The organism is Paraburkholderia sp. HP33-1, assembly GCF_021390595.1.
Taxonomy (GTDB): domain Bacteria; phylum Pseudomonadota; class Gammaproteobacteria; order Burkholderiales; family Burkholderiaceae; genus Paraburkholderia.
This window is the reverse complement of record NZ_JAJEJR010000002.1, coordinates 1164083-1188695: the sequence shown is the minus strand read 5'-3', so window position 1 is coordinate 1188695 and position 24613 is coordinate 1164083. Positions and strand designations below refer to the sequence as shown.

21 protein-coding genes are annotated in these 24613 nt (G+C 64.1%); 9 read left to right on the top strand and 12 right to left on the bottom strand.

From position 1 onward, the window contains the following. Positions 1–182 precede the first annotated feature (182 nt). Entirely contained in the window at positions 183–413 is a 231-nt protein-coding gene (locus tag L0U81_RS21385) for a BON domain-containing protein (protein WP_233805507.1), read from the top strand. A gap of 6 nt (positions 414–419) precedes the next feature. On the opposite strand, the gene L0U81_RS21380 is transcribed toward L0U81_RS21385, so the two are convergent. Then, positions 420–1574 (bottom strand): acetate/propionate family kinase, encoded by a 1155-nt coding sequence (locus L0U81_RS21380; protein ID WP_233805506.1) that lies wholly within the window; start codon positions 1572–1574, stop codon positions 420–422. Between the two features lie 11 nt (positions 1575–1585). Next, positions 1586–3979 (bottom strand): phosphoketolase family protein, encoded by a 2394-nt coding sequence (locus tag L0U81_RS21375; protein WP_233805505.1) that lies wholly within the window; start codon positions 3977–3979, stop codon positions 1586–1588. 226 nt (positions 3980–4205) lie between these two features. Here L0U81_RS21375 and L0U81_RS33580 point away from each other — a divergent pair, with 226 nt between their 5' ends. Beyond that, positions 4206–4334, top strand: coding sequence for a hypothetical protein (locus tag L0U81_RS33580; protein WP_267957178.1), 129 nt, complete (start codon positions 4206–4208; stop codon positions 4332–4334). Positions 4335–4403: 69 nt separating this feature from the next. Here the strand turns inward: L0U81_RS33580 and L0U81_RS21370 are convergent, their stop codons facing one another. The 4 genes from L0U81_RS21370 to L0U81_RS21355 form a co-directional block, all read right to left on the bottom strand. After that, complete coding sequence (locus L0U81_RS21370) at positions 4404–5096, bottom strand: HAD family hydrolase (protein WP_233805504.1); 693 nt, start codon at positions 5094–5096, stop codon at positions 4404–4406. 83 nt (positions 5097–5179) lie between these two features. Beyond that, positions 5180–6214, bottom strand: coding sequence for a phosphogluconate dehydrogenase (NAD(+)-dependent, decarboxylating) (gene gnd, locus L0U81_RS21365; RefSeq protein WP_233805503.1), 1035 nt, complete (start codon positions 6212–6214; stop codon positions 5180–5182). A 166-nt stretch (positions 6215–6380) separates the two neighbouring features. Further along, a complete protein-coding gene (locus tag L0U81_RS21360) occupies positions 6381–7724 on the bottom strand; it encodes a sugar efflux transporter (protein WP_233805502.1) in 1344 nt (447 codons plus the stop codon). A 333-nt stretch (positions 7725–8057) separates the two neighbouring features. Next, positions 8058–8354 carry a DUF2628 domain-containing protein gene (locus tag L0U81_RS21355; protein WP_233805501.1) on the bottom strand — a complete coding sequence of 99 codons (297 nt, stop codon included), beginning with the start codon at positions 8352–8354 and terminating at the stop codon, positions 8058–8060. A 226-nt stretch (positions 8355–8580) separates the two neighbouring features. On the opposite strand from L0U81_RS21355, the gene L0U81_RS21350 reads away from it, so the two are divergent. From L0U81_RS21350 to L0U81_RS21340, 3 genes are all read left to right on the top strand, one after another. Next, the gene (locus L0U81_RS21350) at positions 8581–8901 is read left to right on the top strand and encodes a thioredoxin family protein (protein WP_233805500.1); all 321 of its coding nucleotides are present in this window, start codon (positions 8581–8583) and stop codon (positions 8899–8901) included. Positions 8902–8957: 56 nt separating this feature from the next. Beyond that, entirely contained in the window at positions 8958–9377 is a 420-nt protein-coding gene (locus tag L0U81_RS21345) for a secondary thiamine-phosphate synthase enzyme YjbQ (protein ID WP_233805499.1), read from the top strand. Between the two features lie 98 nt (positions 9378–9475). Continuing rightward, the gene (locus L0U81_RS21340) at positions 9476–10495 is read left to right on the top strand and encodes a class I fructose-bisphosphate aldolase (protein ID WP_233805498.1); all 1020 of its coding nucleotides are present in this window, start codon (positions 9476–9478) and stop codon (positions 10493–10495) included. Between the two features lie 93 nt (positions 10496–10588). Here L0U81_RS21340 and L0U81_RS21335 read toward each other — a convergent pair whose 3' ends face one another. From L0U81_RS21335 to L0U81_RS21325, 3 genes are all read right to left on the bottom strand, one after another. After that, a complete protein-coding gene (locus L0U81_RS21335) occupies positions 10589–11074 on the bottom strand; it encodes a hypothetical protein (RefSeq protein ID WP_233805497.1) in 486 nt (161 codons plus the stop codon). A 28-nt stretch (positions 11075–11102) separates the two neighbouring features. Next, the gene (locus L0U81_RS21330) at positions 11103–11870 is read right to left on the bottom strand and encodes a hypothetical protein (protein ID WP_233805496.1); all 768 of its coding nucleotides are present in this window, start codon (positions 11868–11870) and stop codon (positions 11103–11105) included. A gap of 297 nt (positions 11871–12167) precedes the next feature. Further along, positions 12168–14312, bottom strand: coding sequence for a hybrid sensor histidine kinase/response regulator (locus L0U81_RS21325; protein WP_233805495.1), 2145 nt, complete (start codon positions 14310–14312; stop codon positions 12168–12170). 145 nt (positions 14313–14457) lie between these two features. Here L0U81_RS21325 and L0U81_RS21320 point away from each other — a divergent pair, with 145 nt between their 5' ends. Beyond that, a complete protein-coding gene (locus tag L0U81_RS21320; protein ID WP_233805494.1) occupies positions 14458–16068 on the top strand; it encodes an FAD-dependent oxidoreductase in 1611 nt (536 codons plus the stop codon). Positions 16069–16098: 30 nt separating this feature from the next. On the opposite strand, the gene glgX is transcribed toward L0U81_RS21320, so the two are convergent. Together glgX and L0U81_RS21310 are read right to left on the bottom strand one after the other, a co-directional pair. Further along, on the bottom strand, positions 16099–18318 hold the full coding sequence (gene glgX / locus L0U81_RS21315) for a glycogen debranching protein GlgX (protein WP_233805493.1): 2220 nt from the start codon (positions 18316–18318) through the stop codon (positions 16099–16101). A 259-nt stretch (positions 18319–18577) separates the two neighbouring features. Beyond that, positions 18578–19039, bottom strand: coding sequence for a response regulator (locus tag L0U81_RS21310; protein ID WP_233805492.1), 462 nt, complete (start codon positions 19037–19039; stop codon positions 18578–18580). A 692-nt stretch (positions 19040–19731) separates the two neighbouring features. Here L0U81_RS21310 and L0U81_RS21305 point away from each other — a divergent pair. The 3 genes from L0U81_RS21305 to L0U81_RS21295 all read left to right on the top strand — a co-directional run bounded on the left by L0U81_RS21305 (position 19732) and on the right by L0U81_RS21295 (position 22373). Then, positions 19732–20634, top strand: a complete 903-nt coding sequence (locus tag L0U81_RS21305) for a YihY/virulence factor BrkB family protein (protein WP_233805491.1) — start codon at positions 19732–19734, stop codon at positions 20632–20634. Positions 20635–20810: 176 nt separating this feature from the next. After that, the gene (gene zapE / locus L0U81_RS21300; protein WP_233805490.1) at positions 20811–21914 is read left to right on the top strand and encodes a cell division protein ZapE; all 1104 of its coding nucleotides are present in this window, start codon (positions 20811–20813) and stop codon (positions 21912–21914) included. Positions 21915–21977: 63 nt separating this feature from the next. Next, positions 21978–22373 carry a tautomerase family protein gene (locus tag L0U81_RS21295; protein WP_233805489.1) on the top strand — a complete coding sequence of 132 codons (396 nt, stop codon included), beginning with the start codon at positions 21978–21980 and terminating at the stop codon, positions 22371–22373. A gap of 44 nt (positions 22374–22417) precedes the next feature. On the opposite strand, the gene tkt is transcribed toward L0U81_RS21295, so the two are convergent. Further along, positions 22418–24517, bottom strand: coding sequence for a transketolase (gene tkt / locus L0U81_RS21290; protein ID WP_233805488.1), 2100 nt, complete (start codon positions 24515–24517; stop codon positions 22418–22420). Positions 24518–24613 lie beyond the last annotated feature (96 nt).

The following is a 24613-nucleotide window of genomic DNA, read 5'->3' as shown; positions in this document are numbered from 1 at the left end:
GTCTCGTGGAAGATGTGCGCGCCGTTCGCAGGGGACGGCGCGTTCTGTCATGTGGGCACTATGATAAACGCGGCGAGGCCTGCGCGGTGCGCAATTCTGCCCTCCCCCGGCTAGCGAGCACACGGGCAAAATCCGCCGCATCTGCTAGTGTGAATGGATCAGTTCCGTTTCGTGGGGACTCCGTGACGTCCACCCGTCTGACCGATGCGCAAATCGCCGCCGAAGCGGCGCGCCGTCTCGCGTGGGACGCGGCCGTTCCGCCGCGCGCCGTGCGCGTGAAAGTCGCGCGGGGGCGCATCACGTTGTCGGGCGAGCTTCAGCGCGAAGCACAGCGCGCCGCGATGCTCGAAGACGTGACGCGGCTGTTCGGCGTCACCGGCGTCGCGGACCGGACCGTCGTCAGAACGGCCTGATGCGGGTCAGCCGACGCCCGCCTGTTGCAGCAGAGCCCGGCAGTGCCGCGCGATCTGTTTTTCCTCTTCGGTGTGCAGCACCCTCACCTTGCCGGCCGGATCGTGCTCGACGAGCCCCGCGAACGCGAGCCCTTCGCACACGCGCCGCCGGACCTCGGTGCTGTGCTCACCAATTCCGCCCGTAAACACGAGCAGATCGATGCCGCCAAGCAGTGCCGCATATGCGCCGATCGTCTTGCGCACCGCGGTCGCAAACGCATCGAGCGCGAGCGACGCCAGCGCGTCGCCAGCCGCCACGCGTTTTTCGAGCGCCTGCATGTCGCTCTCGCCGTCCGCGTAACCGGCGAGACCACTGTGGCGATTGAGCAGCGTTTCGAGCGCGTCGGCGCCGAGGTGTTCCGCACGCATCAGATACAGCAGCACGCCCGGATCGAGGTCGCCGCAGCGCGTGCCCATCGGGATGCCGCCGGTCGGCGTCAAGCCCATCGACGTATCGACCGAACGACCATCGAGCAGCGCGCACAGGCTCGACCCATTGCCGAGATGCGCGAACACCGCACGCGACGGCAACGCCGCACCGAGCTGCCTGACCAGCGATTCGTACGACAGCCCATGAAAACCATAGCGGATCACCCCGGCGTCCGCGTAGCGGCGCGGCAAGGCGAACTGCGCAGCGCGCGGCGGCAGCGTCGCGTGAAACGCGGTGTCGAAGCACGCAAAATGCGGTGCGTCGCCGAAAATCTGCGCGGCTTCGTCGATCAGCGCGAGTGCCGGCGGGATATGCACTGGCGCGTAGTGAAGCGCGTCGTGCAACTGCCGGCGCACGTCGTCGGTGATGCGCTGGTGCGCGCGCAAGCGCGGGCCGCCATGCACGACGCGATGCCCCACCGCGACGGGCCGCGCATGATGCTGTTGCGCGAGCACCTGCGAGAGCGTCTGCAACGCCTCGGTTTGCGATTCGAGAATGTGCTCCTGTTGCAACAGCACGCGGCCGTCGGCCGTTCTGATCCGCAGGCGGCCGTCGGCGCGGCCGATGCCCTCGGCCGCGCCTTCGAGGAGCAGCGTTTCGTCGTCGTCCGAGTGCGCAAAGAGCCCGAACTTCAACGATGACGAACCGCTATTGAGCACCAGAATCGTCCGTTCCTGATCGTGGTTATGCATGACGTCCTCGCTCAACCTTTCCACATCCAGTTGCGGATTTCTTCCTTGTCGATCCCTTCCTCATGCGCATACGCGAGATGCTCGATGATCTGCCCGCGCAGCCATTCCTTCGTATGATCGCCGACGCCGCGTAGCGTCGGCACGCGATCGATCGCATCGATTGCAAGCGTGAAGCGATCGACCCCGTTGATGATCGCGAGTTCGAGCGGCGTGTTGATATTGCCCTGCTCGCGATACCCATGCACGTGGATGTTCTCGTGATTCTGACGGTTGTACGTGAGCTTGTGCACGAGCGTCGCGTACGAGTGGAAGTTGAAAATCACCGGCTTGCTGGTCGTAAACAGCGAATCGAAATCGCTGTCCGACAGTCCATGCGGATGCGCATGCTCGGGCATCAGGCGGAACAGATCGACCACGTTGACGAAGCGGATCTTCAGGGTCGCGAAGTGCTCCTTCAGGATCTGCACGGCGGCGAGCGCTTCCATCGTCGCGATGTCGCCCGCGCACGCGATCACGACGTCCGGCTCGACGCCCTGATCGGTCGACGCCCAGTCCCAGATGCCGATGCCCTTGGTGCAATGCGTGACCGCCGCGCCCATGTCGAGATAGGTCAGATGCGGCTGCTTGTCGGAGACGATCACGTTCACGTAGTCGCGCGAACGCAGGCAGTGATCGGCGACGCTCAGCAGACAGTTGGCGTCGGGCGGCAGATAGATGCGCACGACGTCCGGGCTCTTGTTCGTGACCACGTCGAGAAAGCCGGGATCCTGGTGCGTGAAGCCGTTGTGATCCTGGCGCCATACGAGCGACGTGATCAGCAGATTGAGCGACGGCACCGGCTGTCGCCAGCCGAGATCGCGCTTGGCTTTTTCGAGCCACTTCGCGTGCTGGTTGAACATCGAGTCGATCACATGCACGAACGCCTCGTAGGTCGCGAACAGCCCGTGGCGGCCGGTCAGCACGTAGCCTTCGAACCAGCCTTCGAGCGTGTGCTCGCTGAGCATTTCCATCACGCGGCCATCGGGCGACAGGTCGCCGCCGTCGGCGTCGCTCGCTTCGAGCGCGGCGAGCCAGGTCTTGCCCGATGCTTCATAAACCGCCTGCAGCTTGTTGCTGGCGGTCTCGTCGGGACCGAACAGCCGGAAGTTCGACATGTTGTTGCGCATCACGTCGCGCAGGAACGTGCCGAGCACCGCGGTCGGCGACGTATTCGCCCTGCCCGGTTTCTTCACGGGCACCGCGTAGTCGCGAAACGGCGGCATGTCGAGCATCTTGCACAGCAGCCCGCCGTTCGCATGCGGATTCGCGCTGATGCGGCGCGCCCCAACGGGCGCGAGCGCGCGCAGTTCCTCGACGAGCCGGCCGTTCGCGTCGAACAGCGTGTCGGGGCCGTAGCTGCGCAGCCACTCCTCGACGATCTGCAGGCTCTTGCGATTGGTCGCCGGATCGGGCACCGGCACCTGATGCGCACGCCACGAGCCTTCCACCTTGTGACCGTCGACTTCCTTCGGCCCGGTCCAGCCCTTGGGCGAGCGCAGCACGATCATCGGCCAGCGCGGCCGCGTCGTGTCGTTGTTCTGCCGCGCATGCTGCTGGATCGCACGAATTTCGCCGATGCACTGTTCGAGCGTCGCGGCCATCTGCTGATGCATCGTGTCGGGATCGTCGCCCTCGACGAAATACGGCTTGTGGCCATAACCGACCATCAGCGCTTCGAGTTCTTCACGCGGAATGCGCGCGAGCAGCGTGGGATTGGCGATCTTGTAGCCGTTCAGATGCAGCACTGGCAGCACCGCGCCGTCGCGAATCGGATTGAGGAACTTGTTCGAATGCCAGGAGGTGGCGAGTGGGCCGGTTTCCGCTTCGCCGTCGCCGATCATCACGGTGACGATCAGCTCGGGGTTGTCGAACGCGGCGCCGTAGCCGTGCGACAGGCAGTAGCCGAGTTCACCGCCTTCGTGAATCGAGCCCGGCGTTTCCGGCGTGCAATGCGAACCGATGCCGCCGGGGAACGAGAATTGCCGGAAAAAGCGCCGCATACCCGCTTCGTCCTCGCTGCGATCCGGATAGATCTCCGAGTAATGGCCTTCCAGATAGCAGTGCGCGAGGCTCGCGGGCGCGCCGTGACCGGGGCCGGACAGATAGATCATGTCGAGATCGTGTTTGCGGATCAGCCGGTTCAGATGCACGAGCACGAAGCTTTGGCCGGCGTCGGATCCCCAATGGCCGAGCAGCCGGTTCTTGATGTGCTCGGGCTGCAGCGCTTCGCGCAGCAGCGGATTGTCGCGCAGATAGATCATGCCTACCGACAGGTAATTGCACGCGCGCCAGTAGCGGTCTATGTTGCGCAGCGTGTCGGGATCCAGAACTTGTGGCTGGGTGGGATGCGAGGTTGCTTCGGCCATGGCGTCACTCCTCGAATAGGACTGTCAGGCTGGTTGGCGGATGATGCGGTGCAAGCGAAACGAAGCCGCGGTGCGCGAGTCGAATGGGTTAAGCTGATCAGACCGGGGGCGAATACTTAATACTTGCTACCCCTCACAGTATGTCGCGCTGAATGTTGCATTCGTGCTGCAGCAGCATTGCACCGAGTTTCCCTTTTGTGTTCCTTGTCCCAGATCAATGGCCGCCATGTCGACATCTCCCAGTGCGCTCAAAGTGCTCAAGACCCTGGTCCTTACGCTCGTGTTCCTGTGCGTGGGGCTCGCCGTGCCAGTCGGCATATTCGGGCTGCTAGTGAAGCTGTTCGGCCACGGCTAGCGCAACAACGTGACTGCTCGCGTGCGGACGCTCGCGCCGCGGAATGCGGATGCTTGCGAGCGACCACGGTCACGTCGCGCGACGCAACAGACTTTCCACGTCGATCGCCGCCAACTCGCCAATCCGCTCGACCGTCACGTCGGCGGGCGGATTGCTGGCGATTTCCTTCGGGTCGAACGCATAGTGCCCCTGGCGCGGAAACACGGTCGTCAGCTGCGCGCCCCATGACTTCTTCATCGCGCTCAGAATCCGCAGCTTGTCGTCGACCATCACGTAGTGGCGTGCCGGATAGCACTCCATCACCTGATCGAGCATCAGCTCCTTGTGGATATAGATCAGCACGCGCCCGTCGACTTCCTCCCACAGTCCCGAGCGCGAAATCTTGCGCGGCTGGAACACGACGTCACCATCGGACAGGATCACCGTCGGCCCGTACTGGCCGACATGCCGCAGCGCGTCGAGCGCCCCGGGATAGAGCCGGTTCGCAAACGGATACTCGATCAGGAACGACGACATCAGCAGCAGGCGCGTATCGCGCGGATGCTCGGTCCGGTAGCGTTGCAACGCGCCGAGGTAGTCGGCGTAACCGAGCTCGACGCGCAGGTTCTCGAAGATTTCCCAGTAGCGCGCACTGTTCTCCTCGCCGAACTGGCCCATCATGTGCGCGCGCAGATCCTGCAACACGTGATCGTTGTCGAGCAGCGTGTTGTCGCAATCGAATAGAAACACGACGTCGTGCGGCGTGGCGGTGGTGATTGGCATCGCGGCTCCTTGTGGCGGGTTCGCGGGGGCGATTCGCCGGATTGGCGTGATAGTGGTGGGGCCGGGCGCCTGGCTAGCCTGACCTACTTGAGCCCGCCGTCCGGCGCGGCAGGTTTTTCCGCGTGGCCGCCGAAATCGTGCCGCATCGCGGACAGCACGCGGTTCGCGAAATCTGCCTCGCCGCGCGAGCTGAAGCGCCCGAACAGCGCCGCGCTGAGCACGGGCGTCGGCACGCCTTCGTCGATGGCCGCGGCGACGGTCCAGCGTCCTTCGCCCGAATCCGACACGCGGCCCGTGTAGCTTGTCAGTTCGGTGTCGCTGGCGAGCGACCCGGCGATCAGGTCGAGCAGCCACGAGCCGATCACGCTGCCGCGGCGCCAGACCTCGGCGATATCGGCCAGGTTCAGATCGTACTGGTAGAGCTCGGGACGGCGCAGCGGCGAGGTTTCCGCATCGACTTCGCGCGCGTGCTGACCGGCGTCGGCGTGGCGCAGCACGTTCAGACCCTCGGCATACGCGGCCATCAGGCCGTACTCGATGCCGTTATGGACCATCTTGACGAAATGCCCCGCGCCTTGCGGGCCGCAGTGCAGAAAGCCCTGCTCGGCGGTACTCGCGCCCGCCTGGCGGCCCGGCGTCGCGCTCGCCGTGCCCGCGCCCGGCGCCAGCGTCGAGAAGATCGGTTCGAGCCGTTTGACGACCTCGGCCTCGCCGCCGATCATCAGGCAATAGCCGCGTTCGCGCCCCGCCACGCCGCCGCTCGTCCCTACGTCCACGTAGTGAAGCTGGCGCGCGCCGAGCTGCTGGCCGCGGCGGATGTCGTCGTGATAGTAGGAGTTGCCGCCGTCGATCACGACGTCGCCCGGTTCGAGCAGCGGCACGAGCTTCTCGAGCGTCGCGTCGACCACTGCGGCGGGCACCATCAGCCAGACGGCGCGGGGCTTGTCGAGTTGCGCGACGAGGTCTCCGAGCGAACTCGCGCCGGCTATGCCCTCCTGCTTCAGCCTGTCGACCGCCGCGGGCTGCACGTCATACACGATGCATTGCTGAGAGCCCCTGGTCAGGCGCCGCACCATGTCGGCACCCATCCGTCCCAATCCAATCATTCCTAGCTGCATGGCTCGCTCCGAAAGATGCTGCGTTGCGCTGCCTGATTTTATGGTCGTTGTATTGCGGCGGCGTGGCTGCCCTTAAGCATAGGCGCTGTGTCGAGAGGTGCGCCGATTGGGTCGAAACAAGGCGCCTCTTTTTTGCAGAGGAACGGGAACGCGACGGGCTCACCCGTCATTCGCTACGCTCCGGCACGCGCGTGCCGCGTCGGGCGGCCAGTTTCGCGTATTGCGCTGCCGCGACACGCTTCAGCGCGCGCCACATCAGCGGATAGCGATAGCCTGGCACCGCGAACAGGACGAGCGCGCACACCGCGAGCAGCCCGCAGAACAGGAACGTGCCCCGATAGCTGAACGCCTGCACGAGCAGCCCCGACAGCACGCCCGACAGGATCGAGCCGACCCGCGCCGCGTTGAAGAACAGCGCGGTCGCGCGGCCGGGCGAATGCGGCATCAGATCCTGCACGTAGGTCATGCCGAGGCACGAGGTCACGGCGACCACGAACGCGTTCAGCATCTGCATCGGGATTAGCACGTTGACGGTGCCAGCCAGCGACATCGCGACGAAGTACACCGCATGCACGGCTGCGCACGCGGCGAGCCAGTTCGGCTTGTGCAGCGACGACGACTTCGCGCCGAGCGCGAGCATCATCGGGATTTCGGTCAGCGCGCCGAGGCCGAGCATCACCGACACGTCGAGGTGGGTGCCGTTCAGCCCGTGCACGATGTAAAGCGGCAGCACGATCATCGTCGCGTTCGCCGCGAGGCCGAGCAGGGTCAGCGCCGTCACCGAGCGCATGATGTCGTGCGCCGAGGCGGTCGGCAGCGTTTCGTGCGCATCCTCGCCGGGCTGCCTCAGCGGCGGCACCGTGATCGACGCGGACGGCTCCGACGCGGTGTCCTCGACCGTGTGATCGCCGAGATGGCTCTGCGGCTCGCGCATGCGCCAGACGATGAAGCCGCAGATCGCGAAGCTCGTGGCCGCGAACAGGAACAACCCCACGAAGCTGCTGGCGGCGAGCACCAGCGCGCCGACCGATGGCCCAAACACCCATGCGGCAGACAGGATCGTGCGCAGCGTCGCGCTCGCGAACGCACGCTCGTCGGGGTCCGGCACCGGCAGCGCCGCGCGGCTGAACGAAAACACCATCGAGATCGCCGAGCCGCCCGCGCCGATGAACACGATGCCGACGACCAGCAGCAGCCGGTAATCGCGCACCACGCACAGACACAGATAACCGAGCGCGGCTGCGATCAGCGTCGCGAGCAGCAACGGTCGATGCCGCCCGCTCCTGTCGCTCCAACGCCCGGCGAGCGTACTCGCGAGCACGCCGCTCGCGGCGATCGAAGTCATGAACACGCCAAGCCGGAACGGCGTCATGCCGGCGCGTTCGATGCCGAACAGTGACAGATACGGTGCGGTGAAGGACATCGCCACACCGAGCATGAGCGTGGCGGCGGCGAGCGGCTTGAAGCCAGGAATGCGAAGCAGGTCGAAAAAACGCGCAGTTTTCAACACGGGGACGGTGGGCAGGTGGAGCGGGCTTCGCTGCGCATGAATACGCTGCAAGGCACGATAGTCGTCGCAGGTTCGGGGCCGGAACGACCCGGGCATTATCGACCCGCGGCGCGGCGCGCGTAAACCCGCGAAGATCCGTCCCAAATCCGTGAGGTGCGCCGTGCTGTGCGGATGCGTACCGTTAGCCGCGAACTGACAGCACGCTCGACGCTACTTGCCCCCCGTTGCGCGCATTTGCTGCGCCCGTGCCTTGTGGTCGTAGGTCGGAAAGAACGCAGACGGCGAATGCAATGAGCATCAAACGCCTCCATGGCGGATTGCGTCCACCTTTGATCACACCACGACGTAGCCGCGCTGTTCGAGCGTCCAGCGATGCCACCGGTTGCCATACGCGCCGCAGGCGAGCGCGAACGCGATCGACAGCACCAAGCCGATCAGATCGGCCGTCTCGCCCCACAGGCCGATGCCAGCCAGGATCACGTTGATGCCAAGCATCACGAACGCGGCGAACCACATTCTCTTCGACAGCGCCCAGATAAAGCCGAGCAGGCACGCGCCCCAGCTGAAGCCGGTCGCGACCGCGATAGCGTCCTTGTGTTGCGGGTGTTGCAGATAAATTCGCGGGTTCATTTTTTGAGAGGTTCTTTCGTTGCGTTTCGCGCGACGCATCGATCGGTCGAGCACGCGCGCACCGCTTTTTAACACGTCACGGCGACACTGCGCGGTTCGCGCAGCGTACGAGCGCCTCGCTGACGATCCGCGGCATAGCTGCTACCCTTTGCACATACCCGCGCGCGACACGCCGCGACAAGCAGGCACGACGCGCGCAACCCGTCCAATCAGCAGCGGAGCACGCATGACCACCCCGACAGCTTATTCCCCGCAGGCCCTGACTCGCGCCGAGCTCGACGCGCTGCCCGGCGTCACCGTCGTCGAATTCGGCACCAACTGGTGCGGCATTTGCCAGGGCGCGCAGGCAACGATCAGGCAGGCGCTCGCGCCGCACGCGGGCCTGCGGCATCTAAAGATCGAGGACGGTCCCGGCCGGCCGCTCGGCCGCTCGTTCAAGGTCAAGCTGTGGCCGACGCTCGTGCTGATGCGCGACGGCGCCGAGCTCGCGCGCGTGGTGCGGCCACGCAGCGCCGAGGATATCCAGGATGCATTCGCGTCGCTCTGATTCGCGTCGGGCGTAGGTGCCCGTCATTCACTGCCTCATCGCACCACCCATCCGCCATGCGCCAAGCTATCCATCACTTAAGCGTCCAGACCCGTGGTCGCGGCCTGGTCGAATTTACCGACGACGCGCGGCGCTTCGTCGATGACACGGACATCCGTACCGGTCTGCTGACGGTGTTTTGCCGGCACACGTCGGCGTCGCTGCTGATTCAGGAGAATGCCGACCCGTCGGTGCGGCGCGATCTGGAGCGCTACTTCGAGAGCCTCGCGCCCGAAGACGTCGAGCGCTACGAGCACGACACCGAAGGCCCCGACGACATGCCCGCGCATCTGCGCGCGGCGCTTACGCAGGTGCAGCTGTCGGTGCCGGTCGAACATGGACGGATGCTGCTCGGCACATGGCAGGGGCTGTACCTGTTCGAACATCGGCGCCACGCGCAGCCGCGCGATATCGTGTTGCATCTGCTCGGCGACTGAGGCCGCGCCATTTCATTCACCCACCACGCGAAGGAATCTGTCACCGGCATCTCTGCTCACACCGCATCGAACGGAGCCTACCCAAGGGAGCACACCTCATGGACACCCGTAGCGAGCTGCAAGCCACCGTCAACGCGATGGTTCAACCCGGCAAGGGCCTTCTCGCCGCCGACGAAAGCGGCCCGACCATCGCCAGACGCTTCAAGACGATCGGCCTCGAATCGACCGAGGAAAACCGCCGCGCCTATCGCAACCTGCTGCTGACGACACCCGGTCTCGGCGAGTTCGTGAGCGGCGTGATTCTCTACGAGGAAACGCTCGGCCAGAAGGCCAACGACGGCACGCCGTTCCCGCAGGTAGCCGCCGCGAACGGCGTCGTACCCGGCATCAAGGTCGATCTCGGCAAGGTGCCGCTCGCGCACGCTCCAGGCGACGAAATCACCGAAGGCCTCGACGGCCTCGCCAAACGCTTCGTCGATTACAAGCGGCTAGGCGCGCGCTTCGCGAAGTGGCGCGCGGTCTACAACATCACGTCGAGCTTGCCGAGCCGGCTCGCGATCGAGACGAATGCCGATTCGCTCGCGCGCTATGCGGCGATCAGCCAGGAGGCCGGCATCGTGCCGATCGTCGAACCCGAGGTGCTGATGGACGGCGATCACACGATCGAGCGTTGCGCCGAAGTGACGGAGGCCGTGTTGCACGAAGTCTTTCATGCGCTGCATCGGCATGGCGTGGTGCTCGAACATATCGTGCTGAAACCGAGCATGGTGCTGCCCGGCTCCGAGCATCAGCAGCCGTCGAGCACGGCGCATATCGCGGCGGCGACCGTGCGTGTGCTGAAGCGCACGGTGCCGTCGGCGGTGCCCGGTCTCGTGTTCCTGTCGGGTGGGCAGTCGCCTGAGGAGGCCACCGTCAATCTCAATGCGATGAACCGGCTCGGCGCGCTGCCGTGGAATCTGAGCTTTTCGTACGGGCGCGCGTTGCAGGAGCCGCCGTTGCAGGCGTGGCGCGGCCAGCCGGGCAACGTGAAGGAAGCGCAGCAGGCCTTGCTCAAGCGCGCGCGATTGAATGGCGCGGCCGCGCTCGGCAAGTATGAGGCGGCGATGGAGAAGGATTGAACCCGCGCGGGCACAGGCTATCGGGGAGCCGCGCAAAAAGGCTTCCAGGGCAGAACCCGCCCGCGGAGTTTGCCTGCTCCCCGCGTTGTTCGGTCACGATAAAGACCAGGGATCGACCTTGCCACCCTCGATGACAAAGTGCTTCGCATTGGAGGTTGGGTCAAAAAAGCGCCAGTCTTCTTCATCAGGTGCACTGTTCGGGGTGATGACAAGCCGCAATCCGCCGGACAGTAAAATTTCTGCACCGCCTTCTTCGCTTCCCGATACGCTCTTCACAACGGCACGGCCCTGCTTGACCAGCAGGTCGTCAATGCGCTGGGCCTCCCGGTGTGCCGTTTCGTCGGGCCCGAAAAGGTCATCTTGCGTTGCAACAGCACTTCCTGCCTGTTCTATTTTCCAGACGCATTGGACGTGTAAAGACCACTCCCCAACGTACCTGATCGCACCTTTGAAATTGGCTACCGGTTTTAGCGTGCCGAACTGCATCGTAAGCGTGCCTGCTGCGTGATGTACGGCGCTTACCGACAATCCTTCAATAGCTGACAGGCGGCGCTCAATCTCTTCTCGTGTGTTAATCATTCGATAATCCTTCGGTTTGTTGGCCGCATTACCACAAGTTGAACAGATCTTTAGCTCGTTCCATTATTTCGCGATAGCCGAGACCTTGACCGCCAATTTCCCGATGTAGCCGCTGAGCCTGATCCTTGTTGAGGCCCAATGCAGTTGCAACATCACGGGTCTGCCGATTTTGTGCCTGATTATTACCCGGCATTCCCTCGCCACCCGCCAGTTCTTCAACGTCGCAACTCACCGAGTCCGGTGTGTACTCGAACGCTTGGGCGCTGCCGAGGTTCTGCGATGCGCGTGGGCTGTTGCTATAAAGCAATCTTGCCGTGCTTGCGTCGTCCGGCTGTTGTGCGCGCGCGAGCGCCGGTCCGGAGCCCTTTTCCCGCCGCTCCCGTATCGCCTGCACACACTTGCGCATATCCTCGCGCTCCGGCACAAAGAGCAGGCCACCGTTCTGCACTTCGTTGTAAAGAGCCCTGGCGACGTCATGGTCATTCATTCTTCGCATATCAAAGCGGTTGTGACTTTTCCCAAGCACGTCGCGCAACCTGTGCGACTGGTGGGACAGCAGCATTGAAGGGGCATGTTGCAGCCACGCTGCGCGCGCTTCCTCCATGCCTTGCACCAGATCGTCGTGTCCCTCGCGGCTTGCGCCGGCCGGTAGCGCAAAATGAAACCACCGGTCCACGTCAAACATGCGGGGCGACTTAACGTGAAGGTAGATCGATTTGCGAACGCTCCGCCAGAAGAAATCCCCGTAACGTCTTTCACGGACGTCCTGGCGAAAACTCAGAAAAAGTGAATTCATCGCGCCTCACAGTCGCTCAATGAGGCCCGATTGTGCGGGATAACACGATCCCAAAAAAGTAGAAAGAGCAGAACTGGCCAACGCCTGCCTGACCATCGATCGAAGCCAGTCGAAGCATTACTTGCGAATCTCTATTTACATTTTCCCTTTGAGAGAAATCCGCTTATGCAATATGAATTTGATTGGACCATGCAAATAACGGCTGCCATCACATTCGCAATGATTCGAAATCGTGCCGCGGCACAGCACGATCGAAAAGATCAGCGTGGACGCGACGCGCGTATTGGCCCCGCGCCTTCACGCGCCGCAAGCCACTAGCGCATGCAGTTCGTCGATATTGAAAGGCTTCGCGAGAATAGCGATCCCGAGCCGCCTTGCGCGGTCGAGTTCGTCGGCGTAACCGGTCATCAGCGCGATCCTCTGCGACGGCCACGCGCTGCGGACCTTTTCCGCCAGGTCGATACCGTTCAGCTTGCCCGGCATCTGGATGTCCGACAGCACAAGCTCGAAGCGCTCGCCGGCACTCAGCACGTCGAACGCCTGGTCGGCGGTCGGCTCGTGACGCACTTCGCAGCCGAAGGTTTCGAGCACCGCGGTCACGCCGGCCGCGACGTCCTCGTTGTCCTCGACCAGCAGCACGGCCCCGGCGGCCGTCGGTAGCGGCTGTCGCGCGTCGGCGCCGGCCAGCGCCCCGCGCTCGCGATAGCGCGGCAGAAAGAGCCGCACCGTGGTGCCACTGCCCGGCACGCTGTCGATCTTCGCAGTGCCGCCCGCCTGCTCGGCGATCGACAGCACCTGCGCGAGCCCGAGGCCGGTGCCCGCGCCGCCCAGCCTGGTCGTGAAGAGCGGCTCGAACGCGCGCCGCGCGACCGCCTCGGACATCCCCTCCCCGTCGTCGGAGCAGGCGATCAGCACGTACTCGCCGTCCGCCAGCTGCGTATCGCTGCCCACCAGCCGAATGTTCTGGCAACGGATCACGAAGCGCCCGCCGCCCGGCATTGCATCTCGCGCGTTCATCGCGATGTTCACGATCGCGAACTCGAGGTCGGTCGGATCGGCGAACACCTGCCATAGATCCGCCGGCACTCGCAGCTTCAGCTCGATCGTGTCGCCGAGCGCCGCGTCGATCAGCGGCGCCGCGGTCGGCAGCCAGCGCGCGAGTTCGACCGGCTCCTGCTTCAGCGGCCGCTTGCGCGCGACGCTCAACAAGCGCCGCGTCAGCGCTTCGGCCGTGGCGGTGGCGCGTTCGACCGCGAGCACTTCCTTCTCGAGATCGTTGTAGTGCTTCAGTCGCGCGAGTTCGATGTTCGCCGACACCACCATCAGCAGGTTGTTGAAATCGTGCGCCACATTGGCAACCAGATTGCCGAGCGCGCCCATGCGCTGCAGTTGCCGGCTCGACGCCTCGGCCGACAGCCGCATCGCGACCTCGCCCTGCCAGCGCTCCCACGCACGTCGCTCCGCTTCGAGCTGACGCAGCGAATACAGCACCAGTCCCCAGATTGCGATGCAGGGTAAGGCGGTCAGCGCCGCGATCATGAGGACATGGGTGCGCCACGCGGCCACGATCGACGACGTCGCGTACGCGCTCATCACATACAACGGATAGTCGCCGACGCGGCGAAACGCGAGCAGCCGCTCGACGCCGTCGACGGTCGATTTCAGACGCACGTGGCCAGACAGTTGTTTGTCGCGCAACGCGGACGTGAACGCGCTGTGCATGGACGGCCGCGCGCCGGCCGGCCACGGCGGATAGCGCACCAGCAGATTGCCGTCCTGCCGGTACAGCGCAAGCGCGAGCGACGGATCGCCGTTGGTCAGCTCGCCGTAGAAGCGCGAAAAGTAGGCGTTGCGCAGCGCCACCGTGACCACGCCGAGAAACTGCCCGTCCGCACCCGAGCGGCCGATCGCGGTCGTGAACACGTCGACCTTCGACAGCGTGCCGAAGATCGGCAGCGAAAAATAGGGCTGCGGCCGCATCGCCTTTGCGGCAAGAAAGTCGTCGCGCTGACCGATCGACACCGCCGGCGCCGGATACGCGAAGCTCGACGCGAGCAGCTCGCCGTTCACGCCGAGCAACGCGATCGACGCTACCTGCGGAAAATCGCCGCCGATATAGCGCAGGCGCTCGTGCAGCTCGCCTTCGCGCGCACGGATCTGTGCATCGTCCGAATTGCCGAGCAGCTCGATCACGCGCGAAGCCATCTGCCGGTTCAGGTCCAGCACCTTGACGGCCTGCTCCTCAGCCACGCGCGCGAGGCGGTCGATCATATCGCTCGCGTCGGCGATACGGCGCTGATAGTCGAAGTAGCCGTAGACCGCTAGGCAGGTCAACGGAAACGCAATCGACACGACCAGCACGGTCAGCAGCATGCGCCGCGTCACCGCGAAGTTGCGCGATGGCATCGGCTCATCGACTGCGACACGTTCTGCACGCTGCATGGTCACCGGCTCCATGAAATTTGCATCTCGAAATTTACCGCAACTCGGCCTATCTTCCCAATTAGATCGACAGCACTTCGCTTGCGCGTTCAGGCGCATCGATTGCTGCCCTATCGCTGCCTGCTTCCTTTCGTGAGGCCTCACCATGTCCACGTCTGCCCGCCGCGTCGCGCGGCTATCGGAATTACCGGCGGAGCGCGCCGTGCGCGTGAGCGTGGACGACACGCCGATCCTGCTCGTGCGCGATGGCGACACCGTGCACGCGTATTCACCGGATTGCCCACATGCGGGAGGCCCGCTCGAAGAGGGCGCGCTGTGCCACGGCCGCATCATCTGTCCGTGGCACAAGGGCACGTTCGATGTCGCGACCGGCAACGTGCTGGAGCCTCCCGCGCTGCTGCCGCTCGATCGTTACCCCGTTACGCTCGACGGCGACGACGTGCTGGTGTCGGCAGAAAAAATCGCGCGGCCGGTGCCGGCGGCGCACACGCAACCTGACGATGCCAGCGCGCAGCCCAGGCACTACGCTGTGATCGGCGCGGGCGCCGCGGGCGCCGCCGCCTGTACCGCGTTGCGCGAGTGTGGCTTCGAGGGCCGCATCACGCTGATCGGCGACGAAGCGCACGCGCCCTACGATCGCACGTCGCTGAGCAAGTACGTCCCGTCGTTTGAGATGCCGCCCGCCGACGTGCCGCCATTGCTGCCGCCCCACTGGCTTCATGCGCACGGCATCGAGCGGATCGTTGCGAAGGTCGCGCGGCTCGACGTGCCCGCGCACACGATCCATTTCGAAAGCGGTGCGGGCGGTAGCGACCAGAGCCTCGAGCCGCTGAAATACGACACCGCGCTGCTCGCGACCGGCGGCGTACCGAAAGTGCCCGACATCCCTGGCTGCGACCTCGGCGGCGTGCTCGTGCTGCGCAATCTCGACGATGCCAGCGCGCTGATCGACGCGCTCGGCGACGATGCATCGCAAACCCGCGTCGCGATCATCGGCAGCGGCTTCATCGGCCTCGAAGTCGCGTCCGCGTTGCGCCAGCACGGCGTGCCTGTCACCGTGATCTCGCTGGACAAGGTGCCGTTCGCGAAGCAGTTCGGCGAGCGCGCGGGTCTGATGTTTCGCGCGCTGCACGAAAACAACGGCGTGACGTTTTGTCTCGACGCGAAGGTCGCCTCGCTCGAGGGCGACGAAGGCAACGTGCATACGGTGATGCTCGACAGCGGGCAAGCCATCGCCGCCGACGTCGTGTTGCTGGGCACGGGGGTTGCGCCGGCCACCGGTTTTGTCGAAGGACTGCCGTTGCAGAAGGACGGTGGCGTGATCGTCAATGCGGGGATGCAAGCCGCGTGTGGTCTGTATGCGGCTGGCGATATCGCCGTGTTCCCGCTGCGCGAGAACCAGGAGCCGGTGCGTATCGAACATTGGCGCGTCGCGCAGCAGCATGCGCGCATCGCCGCGCAGAACATGTGCGGCGCGCGCAATCGCTATGCCGGCGTGCCGTATTTCTGGACCTATCACTACGGCAAGAACTTCGAGTACCTCGGCCACGCCGACAACTGGGACGAGATCGTCGTCGATGGTGATTTCGATCATCACTCGTTCATCGCACTGTACGTGCGCGACGGCAACGTCGACGCGGTACTCGCCTGCGAGCGCGAAGCGCTGACCGCACGGCTCTCCGACGCGATGCGCGGCGGACTCTCACGCGCCGACGCGCTCGCCATCATCGGCGCGCCGGAACCGGCGACGTCTTGACCCGCTGCAAGAGCATTCGCTCGGTGTCGCTTACGAGCCTGACGCAGTGTCGCCTTCGTCGGAAGTCAGCTGCTCTTCGAGACTGTCGAACACGCGCTGCGTCGCGCGGCTCGGCGCTTCGAGCGCGAACAGCAGCAGCGAGCGGCCTGTCACCTGATAGGCGTCGCCCGCGTTGAATTGCGGCAGCTCGGCGCGCACCGGCATATTGGTGTCGACGAGGCAAGTCCAGCGCTCGCCCTCGGGAATCTCAGGCAGCGTGAAATTGACGACGTCGTGATGAGCGTTGAGCACCAGCAGCAAGGTCGCGTCCGACGCGAGACGGCGAATGCCGCTCGCCTGTGCGCGACCGTCGATCAGTAGGCCGAAGCAACGCATCGCCGGATCGGCCCACTGCTCGTCCGCGATGTCGGTGCCGTCGGGTGATAGCCAGCGCGTGTCGGTCACGTCGAGCGTCTCGTTGTATTCGCCAGTCAGAAAACGGCCGCGCCGCAGCACCGGCAAGCGGCGGCGCAGCGTGGTCAGATTGCGCACGAACTCGCTCAGCGCGCGGCCGTCGTTGTCGATCGCATCCCAATCGACCCAGCTGATCTCGTTGTCCTGGCAATACGCGTTGTTGTTGCCCTGCTGCGTGCGGCCGAATTCATCGCCGGCGAGCATCATCGGCGTGCCTTGGGACAGCAGCAGCGTCGCAAGCAGATTGCGTTTCTGGCGCTCGCGTTGCTGGCGGATGTCGGCGTCGTCGGTCGGTCCTTCGACGCCCATGTTCCACGACCTGTTATCCGAATGGCCGTCGCGGTTGTCCTCGCCGTTTGCTTCGTTATGCTTGTCGTTGTACGAGACCAGATCGTTGAGTGTGAAGCCGTCGTGCGCGGCGATGAAGTTCACGCTCGCCCACGGTCGCCGGCCGCGATGATTGAACTGATTGCCCGATGCGGTGAGTCGCGTCGCGAGATCGGCGGCGGCGCCCTCGTCGCCCTTCCAGTACGCGCGCACGGTGTCGCGGAAGCGATCGTTCCACTCGGCCCAGCCCGGTGGAAAACCGCCCACCTGATAGCCGCCCGGGCCGCAATCCCACGGCTCGGCGATCAGCCGCACACTGGAAAGCACCGGGTCCTGGCGGCAACTGTCGAGAAAGCCGCCGCCTTCGTCGAAGCCATGATCTTCGCGGCCCAGGATCGTCGCGAGATCGAAGCGGAAGCCGTCCACTTTCATTTCGGTTACCCAGTAGCGCAGGCTGTCTGTCACCATCTGCAGCACCCGCGGATGCGACAGGTTCAGTGTATTTCCGGTGCCGGTATCGTTGATGTAGTAGCGCGGCTCGTCGGGCATCAGGCGGTAGTACGACGCGTTGTCGATGCCCTTGAACGAGATCGTCGGGCCGCGTTCGTTGCCTTCGGCCGTGTGGTTGTACACGACGTCGAGGATCACTTCGAGATCGGCCTGATGAAAGCGGTCGACCATTTCCTTGAACTCACCCACCGAATCGGTCGACGACGCGAAGAAGCGCGGGTCGGCCGCGAAAAAGCCGATCGTGTTGTAGCCCCAGTAGTTCGTCAGACCCTTGTCGAGCAGATGGCTGTCGTTGACGAAGGTCTGGACCGGCATCAGCTCGACCGAGGTCACACCAAGGTCGCGTATGTGGTCGAGCACCGGCTGCTGCGCCAGTCCCGCGAACGTGCCGCGCAGACGCTCGGGCACCTGCGGATGACGCATCGTGAAGCCACGCACATGCGTCTCGTAGAGAATCACGCGTTCCCAGGGCAGCGCGTTGCGCTCCGGATGGCTCCACGAAAAATTCGCATCGACGACCTTGCACTTCGGCACAAAAGGCGCGCTGTCGCGTTCGTCGAATGACAGGTCGGCCTGTTCCGAATCGAGCGTATAGCCGAAAATTTCCGGAGCCCATTTCAGCTCGCCGATGTGCGCCTTCGCGTACGGATCGAGCAGCAGCTTGTTCGGATTGAAACGATGCCCGTTCTCGGGCTCGTATGGACCATGCACGCGATATCCATAGACGTCGCCCGGTTTCAGATTCGGCACGAACACATGCCATACCTCGTCGGTGTACTCGGGCAGCTCGATCCGTTCGAGTTCGTGCCGGCCGGTTTCATCGAACAGACATAATTCGACTTTCGTCGCGTGCGCGGAGAACAGCGCGAAGTTGACACCATTGCCGTTCCATGTCGCGCCGAGCGGAAAAGGCGTGCCTTCGGAAATGCGCGTCGCGTAGCTGGCTGGGGCTGATGGCATAGGCGTTCTCTGTGGACGCAACGAAGTCGGTATTTCAGTGTCGTGCATGTGCTTTTTTTTCAAGTGCCTTTCCACGTGTTCCTGCTGCACGTTATCCGAGTGTAGGGATTCGCAGCGCGGGCGCCGGCCATTGCACAGTGCGCGAAGCAGGCAGGCTGGGTCTGCCAGCAACTTGCGGGCCTGACACTGCGCACCTTTCTTTCCTCAGTTTTCGCTAACCACGTGATTCAGTTGATCGCGCTGTGTCAGCCGCACTTTCTCAAGACGGCGTCGCCGCAGGCAATGCCGCCGCCGATTCGAGCACGCGCAATAGACGCTCGGGCGTCAACGGCTTCGCGCAATGCGCGTCGAAGCCGGCGGCCTTCGCGAGCGCGCGGTCCTCACGCGACGCAAACGCGGTGCACGCCACGAGGAGCATGTGGGAAGTTTGCGGATGCGCGCGCAGACGGCGCGCCAGTTCGAGCCCGTCGAGTCCGGGCATCTTGATGTCGAGCACCACCGCGAACGGCTGCCATTCGCGCGCGGTCTCGCACACGGCGAACGGATCGTCGAGCGCGCGGCAATCGAAGCCGTCCGCGACCAGTAGCATTTGCAGCGCGTCGGCGGCTTCGCGGTAGTCGTCGACCACGAGCACGCGACGATGCGCGGCCATCGCATAGCGGATCGGTCGCCATACGAGCACGTCGTCGCTGCTGTCCACGTTGTCGTTGAACACAGTCACTTTTCTCGCCCTTTTCCATTCGCCCTGAAGGGCATCCCGCGCCACGCGCGCAAGATTCGATCCCCATTGCATGTCCCAGACTGTGGCCAGGTTTTTGCTATTCCGACTTCGCCCGCACGATGCCACGGCGGGCGCGCGTCGTCTCGCATTCCAGTGTTGCAACGACCTGGAATGCGCAATTTGGTGGACCCATTCTTCACGGCGTTTGAACGACGGCGCTCGCGATGCGCGCACTGCGCAACATCGATTAACGCTCTGTCCTTGTGCAGTCCGCCTCGCTCAGGGGCGTCCCACGATATCGGTATTTCAACGGATTGGGATAGCCACGCAATGCATGCCGCTAGCGCTCTTCATGGCGCAAATCGATGACGCGGTCATAACCAAAGAATAAGCGACGATGCCGATAAAGAAATGCTCGACACGTTAGGGGTTTGCGCTCTGCGGGTTATCCCGCACGATCGCCGATGAAGCCGTTCAGCAACCCGGTCGTTGGATTGCGGCGCGGTGTTGCTCTGACATGACGACTGATCCATCGGCTGTCCTTAGGAATAAAACGCGATCTTCCGAACACGGCAAAAGCAAACTGCATGCCGCGCTACGGATGGCCCCATTTCTGCTTACGGTATATAAAGCACACAGGCGTGTCGAGAGCCGCTGCCATCCGGCATGCCCGGCGCGCATCGCGAGGCCTCATGCAGATCCTGCTCGACCAGCATGCGCTGTATATCGTCAAACATCCCGGCCGCTTCCTATTGCAAACGCTGAAGGCGTTTCGCGCCAACCAGGGGCTGCTGCTCGCGGGCGCGGTTGCGTACTACGCGTTGCTGTCAATGGTGCCGCTGCTGATCCTGATCGTGATCGTGCTATCGCGCGTGGTGCCACAGCAGCTCGTGCTCGATGCACTCACGCATCTGCTGCGCTGGCTCGTGCCTGGGCAATCGGCCGCGCTCGTGCGCGAGCTGTCGAACTTCCTCGAGCATCGCGCGGTGATCAGCTGGGTGCTGTTGCTGACGATGATCTTCTTCAGTTCGCTCGCGTTTACCGTGCTCGAAAACGCGATGTCGCTGATCTTCGTGCATCGCGTCGTCGTGAAGCGGCGCCACTTCCTGATCTCGGCGCTGCTGCCCTACTGCTATATCCTGTTTCTCGGCCTCGGCCTGCTGATCGTCACGATCGTGTCGAGCGCGCTCGATACGATCGGCGCCGAAGGGCTCCGGCTGTTCGGCCTGCATGTGCCGTTGCGGGGCTTCATGCGTGTCGTGCTGTATCTGTTCGGGCTCACCGGCGAAATCTTCGTGCTGACCTCGGTGTATCTCGTGATGCCGGTCGGGCGTCCGTCGATCAAACACGCGCTGATCGGTGGCGTGGTGGCCGGCGTGTTGTGGGAGATCACGCGGCACGTGCTGGTCTGGTATTTCGCCACGCTGTCGCAGGTCAGCATCGTCTATGGCTCGCTGACGATGGCGATCGTGATCCTGCTGAGCTTCGAATGGCTCGCAACATTGCTGCTGTTCGGCGCGCAGGTGATATCGCAATACGAGCGCTTCGGCCACGAACCACTCGACGCGCCGCAGCCGACGATTGAGACCGGGTAAAATAGCGCGCGCTCCGTGCACGCGCTCATTGGGCCTGATTCGCTACAGGCCATCACGTCATCACGCCGGCCGCTATTTCATGCTCATACACGTCTTCGCCGTTTCCCCGGCAGCCCACGCTGTGCCATTCGCGTCAGTCACATCATTCGCGCCGTCAAGCATGGACGCTCTCGCCCATGCTTGACGAAACCCGCATCGCGCGCGCCCTGACCGCGCGCGGCATCACCCCCGATGCGCGCCAGCGCGAGGCCATCAGCGCACTCGCCACGTTGCTCGCCGGGCAGCAGCGCGCGCGGCATGCATGGTCCACCGCCGCGTTCGCGCCGCAAGGCGTCTATTGTCACGGACTGCCGGGGCGCGGCAAGAGTCTCGTCGTCGATACGATGTTCGAACTCGCGCCATGCCGCAAACGGCGCCTGCATTTCCATGAATTCCTGCGCGAGATGAACCGCCGGCTCGTCCAGGCGCCGCCTGGCGACGACCGGCTCGGCGACGTATCGCGGCAATGGCTCGACGGTATCGAGCTGTTGTGTTTCGACGAATTCCACGTGCACGATATCGCCGACGCGTTCCTGATGGGCCGCTTTCTCGACACCGCGATCAACCTCGGCACGCGCATCGTGCTGACCTCGAACTACGCCCCGGACGATCTGCTGCCCGACCCCGAGTTTCACGAACGTTTTGTGCCGACCATCGCGCAGATCAAACGCTGCTTCACGGTGATCCATTTCGACGGCGTGCGTGATTACCGCTTTGGCGGCGAGGCGGCCGAGGTGCCGCGCTTTTTCGCGCCGCTCGATGCGTCGAGCCAGGCGGCGTTGCGCGACATCTTCACGAGCCATGAACGCGACGCGAGCCTCGCGCCGGTCAAACTGAGCGCGGCCGGCCGCCCGCTCGAAGCACGCGCGGCCGGCCACGCGCTGCTGTGGGCGGACTTCGAGCAGCTGTGCGTCGCAAGCCGCTCGCACCTCGATTACCTCGATCTCGCCGAGCAATGGCAAGGCTTGATCGTCGATCGACTGCATACGGAAGCGCTGCGGCAGTCGCATACGCTGCAGCGCCTCGTCTGGCTGATCGACATCTTCTACGATCGCAAGCGAGCCCTGTTCATCGCATCCGATCAGCCGATCGAGACCGCGTTGATCGGCCTCGAAGGCGCGCACGATCTGTCGCGTACGCTGAGCCGCCTCGCGGAGATGCAATCGCGTGCGTATCGCAGCACGCTTGAACAAGGCAGCGAGGACAACGCGCAAAACGGGATCGACGGCGAAGCTTCATAGCCCTCCATCAAAGCGCGGCATACACTTGGCGTGTGCGAATCACTTTCCTCGGAGATCGACGCCATGCCTTATCTACAGCTTGATGTAAACGATCACTACTCCGTGGAGAGTAAGAGACTGCTTGCAGCGAAGTTGTGCGAGACCTATGCCCGAATGATGTCAGTCGATGTCAGGCGAATCACCGTCGCCATACGCGAACTCGGTCCAGGTAGCGTCTGGCGCATTACGGAAGAGGACGGGGAACCGGTGCCGGTTGCGTTGATGATGCTGGATATCCGCAGAGGGCGACCGCCGGAGTTACGCATGGAATTGGCCAAAGCCCTCTGCGCGCTCAGCGTTGAGATTCTGGGCTTGCGCGAGGACCGGCTCAACGTGGAGTTCACTCAGCACTCGGGCGATGAGATGTATCACCCGGCGCTTGGAGGTTACAGCCCTGAATGGGAGCCAGGCGAGCGATAAGGGTACGCGGCGGGCGAGGTCAGCCCGCCGCGTACCCTAAAGACTCAGGCGCATCGACTCAAGCCCCCTTCCCCCTTCCCCCTCACCCGCTCGATCTGCTGCTTCGCCGCTTCATACACGCGCTCCGGCGTGAAGCCGAACTTCTTCTTCAGATCGGCAATCGGCGCCGACGCGCCGAACGTACGCATGACCACCTGGGCGCCGAGCCGCCCCGTATAGCGATCCCAACCAAGCGACGCAGCCTGTTCGACCGCGACGCGCGCTTCGACGTCCGCGGGCAGCACCGACTCCTGATACGCGCTGTCCTCGCGCTCGAAGATGTCCCACGACGGCATCGACACGACGCGCGCCGCGATGCCCTCGCTCTTCAGCTTCTCGTACACATCGACACAGATCGACAGCTCGCTGCCGGTCGCCATCAGGATCACCTGCGGCTTCTGGCCATCGGGCGCATCGGCGAGCACATACGCGCCGCGCTTCACGCCGCTCGCCGGCGCATAACGGCTGCGGTCGAGCGTCGGCAGCGCCTGGCGCGACACGACGATGCACGCCGGCCGATGCGGCTGCGTCAGCGCAACGCGCCACGCCTCGGTCACTTCGTTCGCGTCCCCGGGACGTAGCACCGTGAGGCCCGGCACACCGCGCAACGACGCGAGTTGTTCGATCGGCTGATGCGTCGGACCGTCTTCGCCGAGGCCGATCGAATCGTGCGAGAACACCCAGATGGCCGGCACTTCCATGATCGCGGACAGGCGGATCGGCGGCTTCATGTAGTCGCTGAAGATCAGGAACGTCGAACCGTACGCGCGCAGGTTCGACAGCGCGAGCCCGTTGACCACCGCGCCCATCCCATGCTCGCGAATCCCGAAGTGCAGATTGCGCCCGCCGTAGTCGTCCGCTTCGAAACTGCCGGCGCCTTCGAATTTCAGGTTGGTTTTCGTCGAAGGCGACAGGTCCGCCGCGCCGCCGATCATCCACGGCACCCGCTTCGCAATCGCGTTGAGCACTTTGCCCGACGATTCGCGCGTCGCGATGCCCTTCGCGTCCGCCTCGAAGCTCGGGATGTCGCTGTCCCAACCCTGCGGTAATTCGTGCGCTTCGATCTGTGCGAACTCGCGCGCGAGCTCCGGGTACTGGGTCTGATAGCGATCGCGCTTCGCCTGCCATTGTTCGCGCGCCGCCTTGCCGCGCGCGCCGATGCCCTGCGCGAAGCGTTCATGCACGCCGTCGGGCACGTAGAAGAACTTGTCCTCGGGCCAACCGTAGACCTTCTTGGTCAGCGCGACTTCCTCGACGCCAAGCGCTTCGCCATGCGCGGACGCGCTGTCCTGCTTGTGCGGCGAGCCCCAGCCGATGATGCTATGGACCACGATCAGCGTCGGCCGGTCGGTCACGCTCTTTGCTTCGACCAGTGCCTTTTCGAGCGCGGCGGTGTCGTTCGCATCGTCGACGTGCAGCGTGTGCCAGTTGTAGCCGCGAAAGCGGCTCTCGGGATCATCGCTATATGCGAGGTCCGTATGACCTTCGATCGTCACGCGATTGCTGTCGTAAATCCAGATCAGGTTCGACAGCTTCAAATGACCCGCAAGCGAGGCCGCTTCGTGCGAGATGCCTTCCATCATGTCGCCGTCGCCGCATAGCGCGTAGACGCGGTAGTCGAACAGCGGCGCGTCCGCGCGGTTAAAGCGGCTCTCGTACCAGCGCGCGGCCATCGCCATGCCGACGCTATTGCCGAGTCCTTGTCCGAGCGGTCCCGTGGTGGTTTCGACGCCGGTCGTGATCCTGAACTCGGGGTGGCCCGGCGTGTTGCTGTCGATCTGGCGGAAATGCTCGATGTCGTCGAGCGATACGGCGGGCGCGCCGGTCGGCTTGCCGTGTTCGTCGATGGCCTTCACGTTGGCCAGATGCAGCAGCGAATACAGCAGCATCGACGCATGCCCGACCGACAGCACGAAGCGGTCGCGATTCGGCCACAGCGGCTCGTCGGGGTCGTAGCGCAGATGGTGTTGCCAGAGGTGATAGGCGACCGGCGCGAGCGCCATCGGCGTGCCGGGGTGGCCGGAATTGGCTTTCTGCACGGCGTCCATCGACAGCGTGCGGATCGTGTTGATGCACAACTGATCGAGGGCGGGATCGTTTTGCATGGGACGCTCCTTGTTCGGCAATTCGGAAGATGGCCGGCGCGCGCAGGAAATCGCGGCGAAGCCCACAGATGATGCGCCTAACCGTGCAAGTCTGCA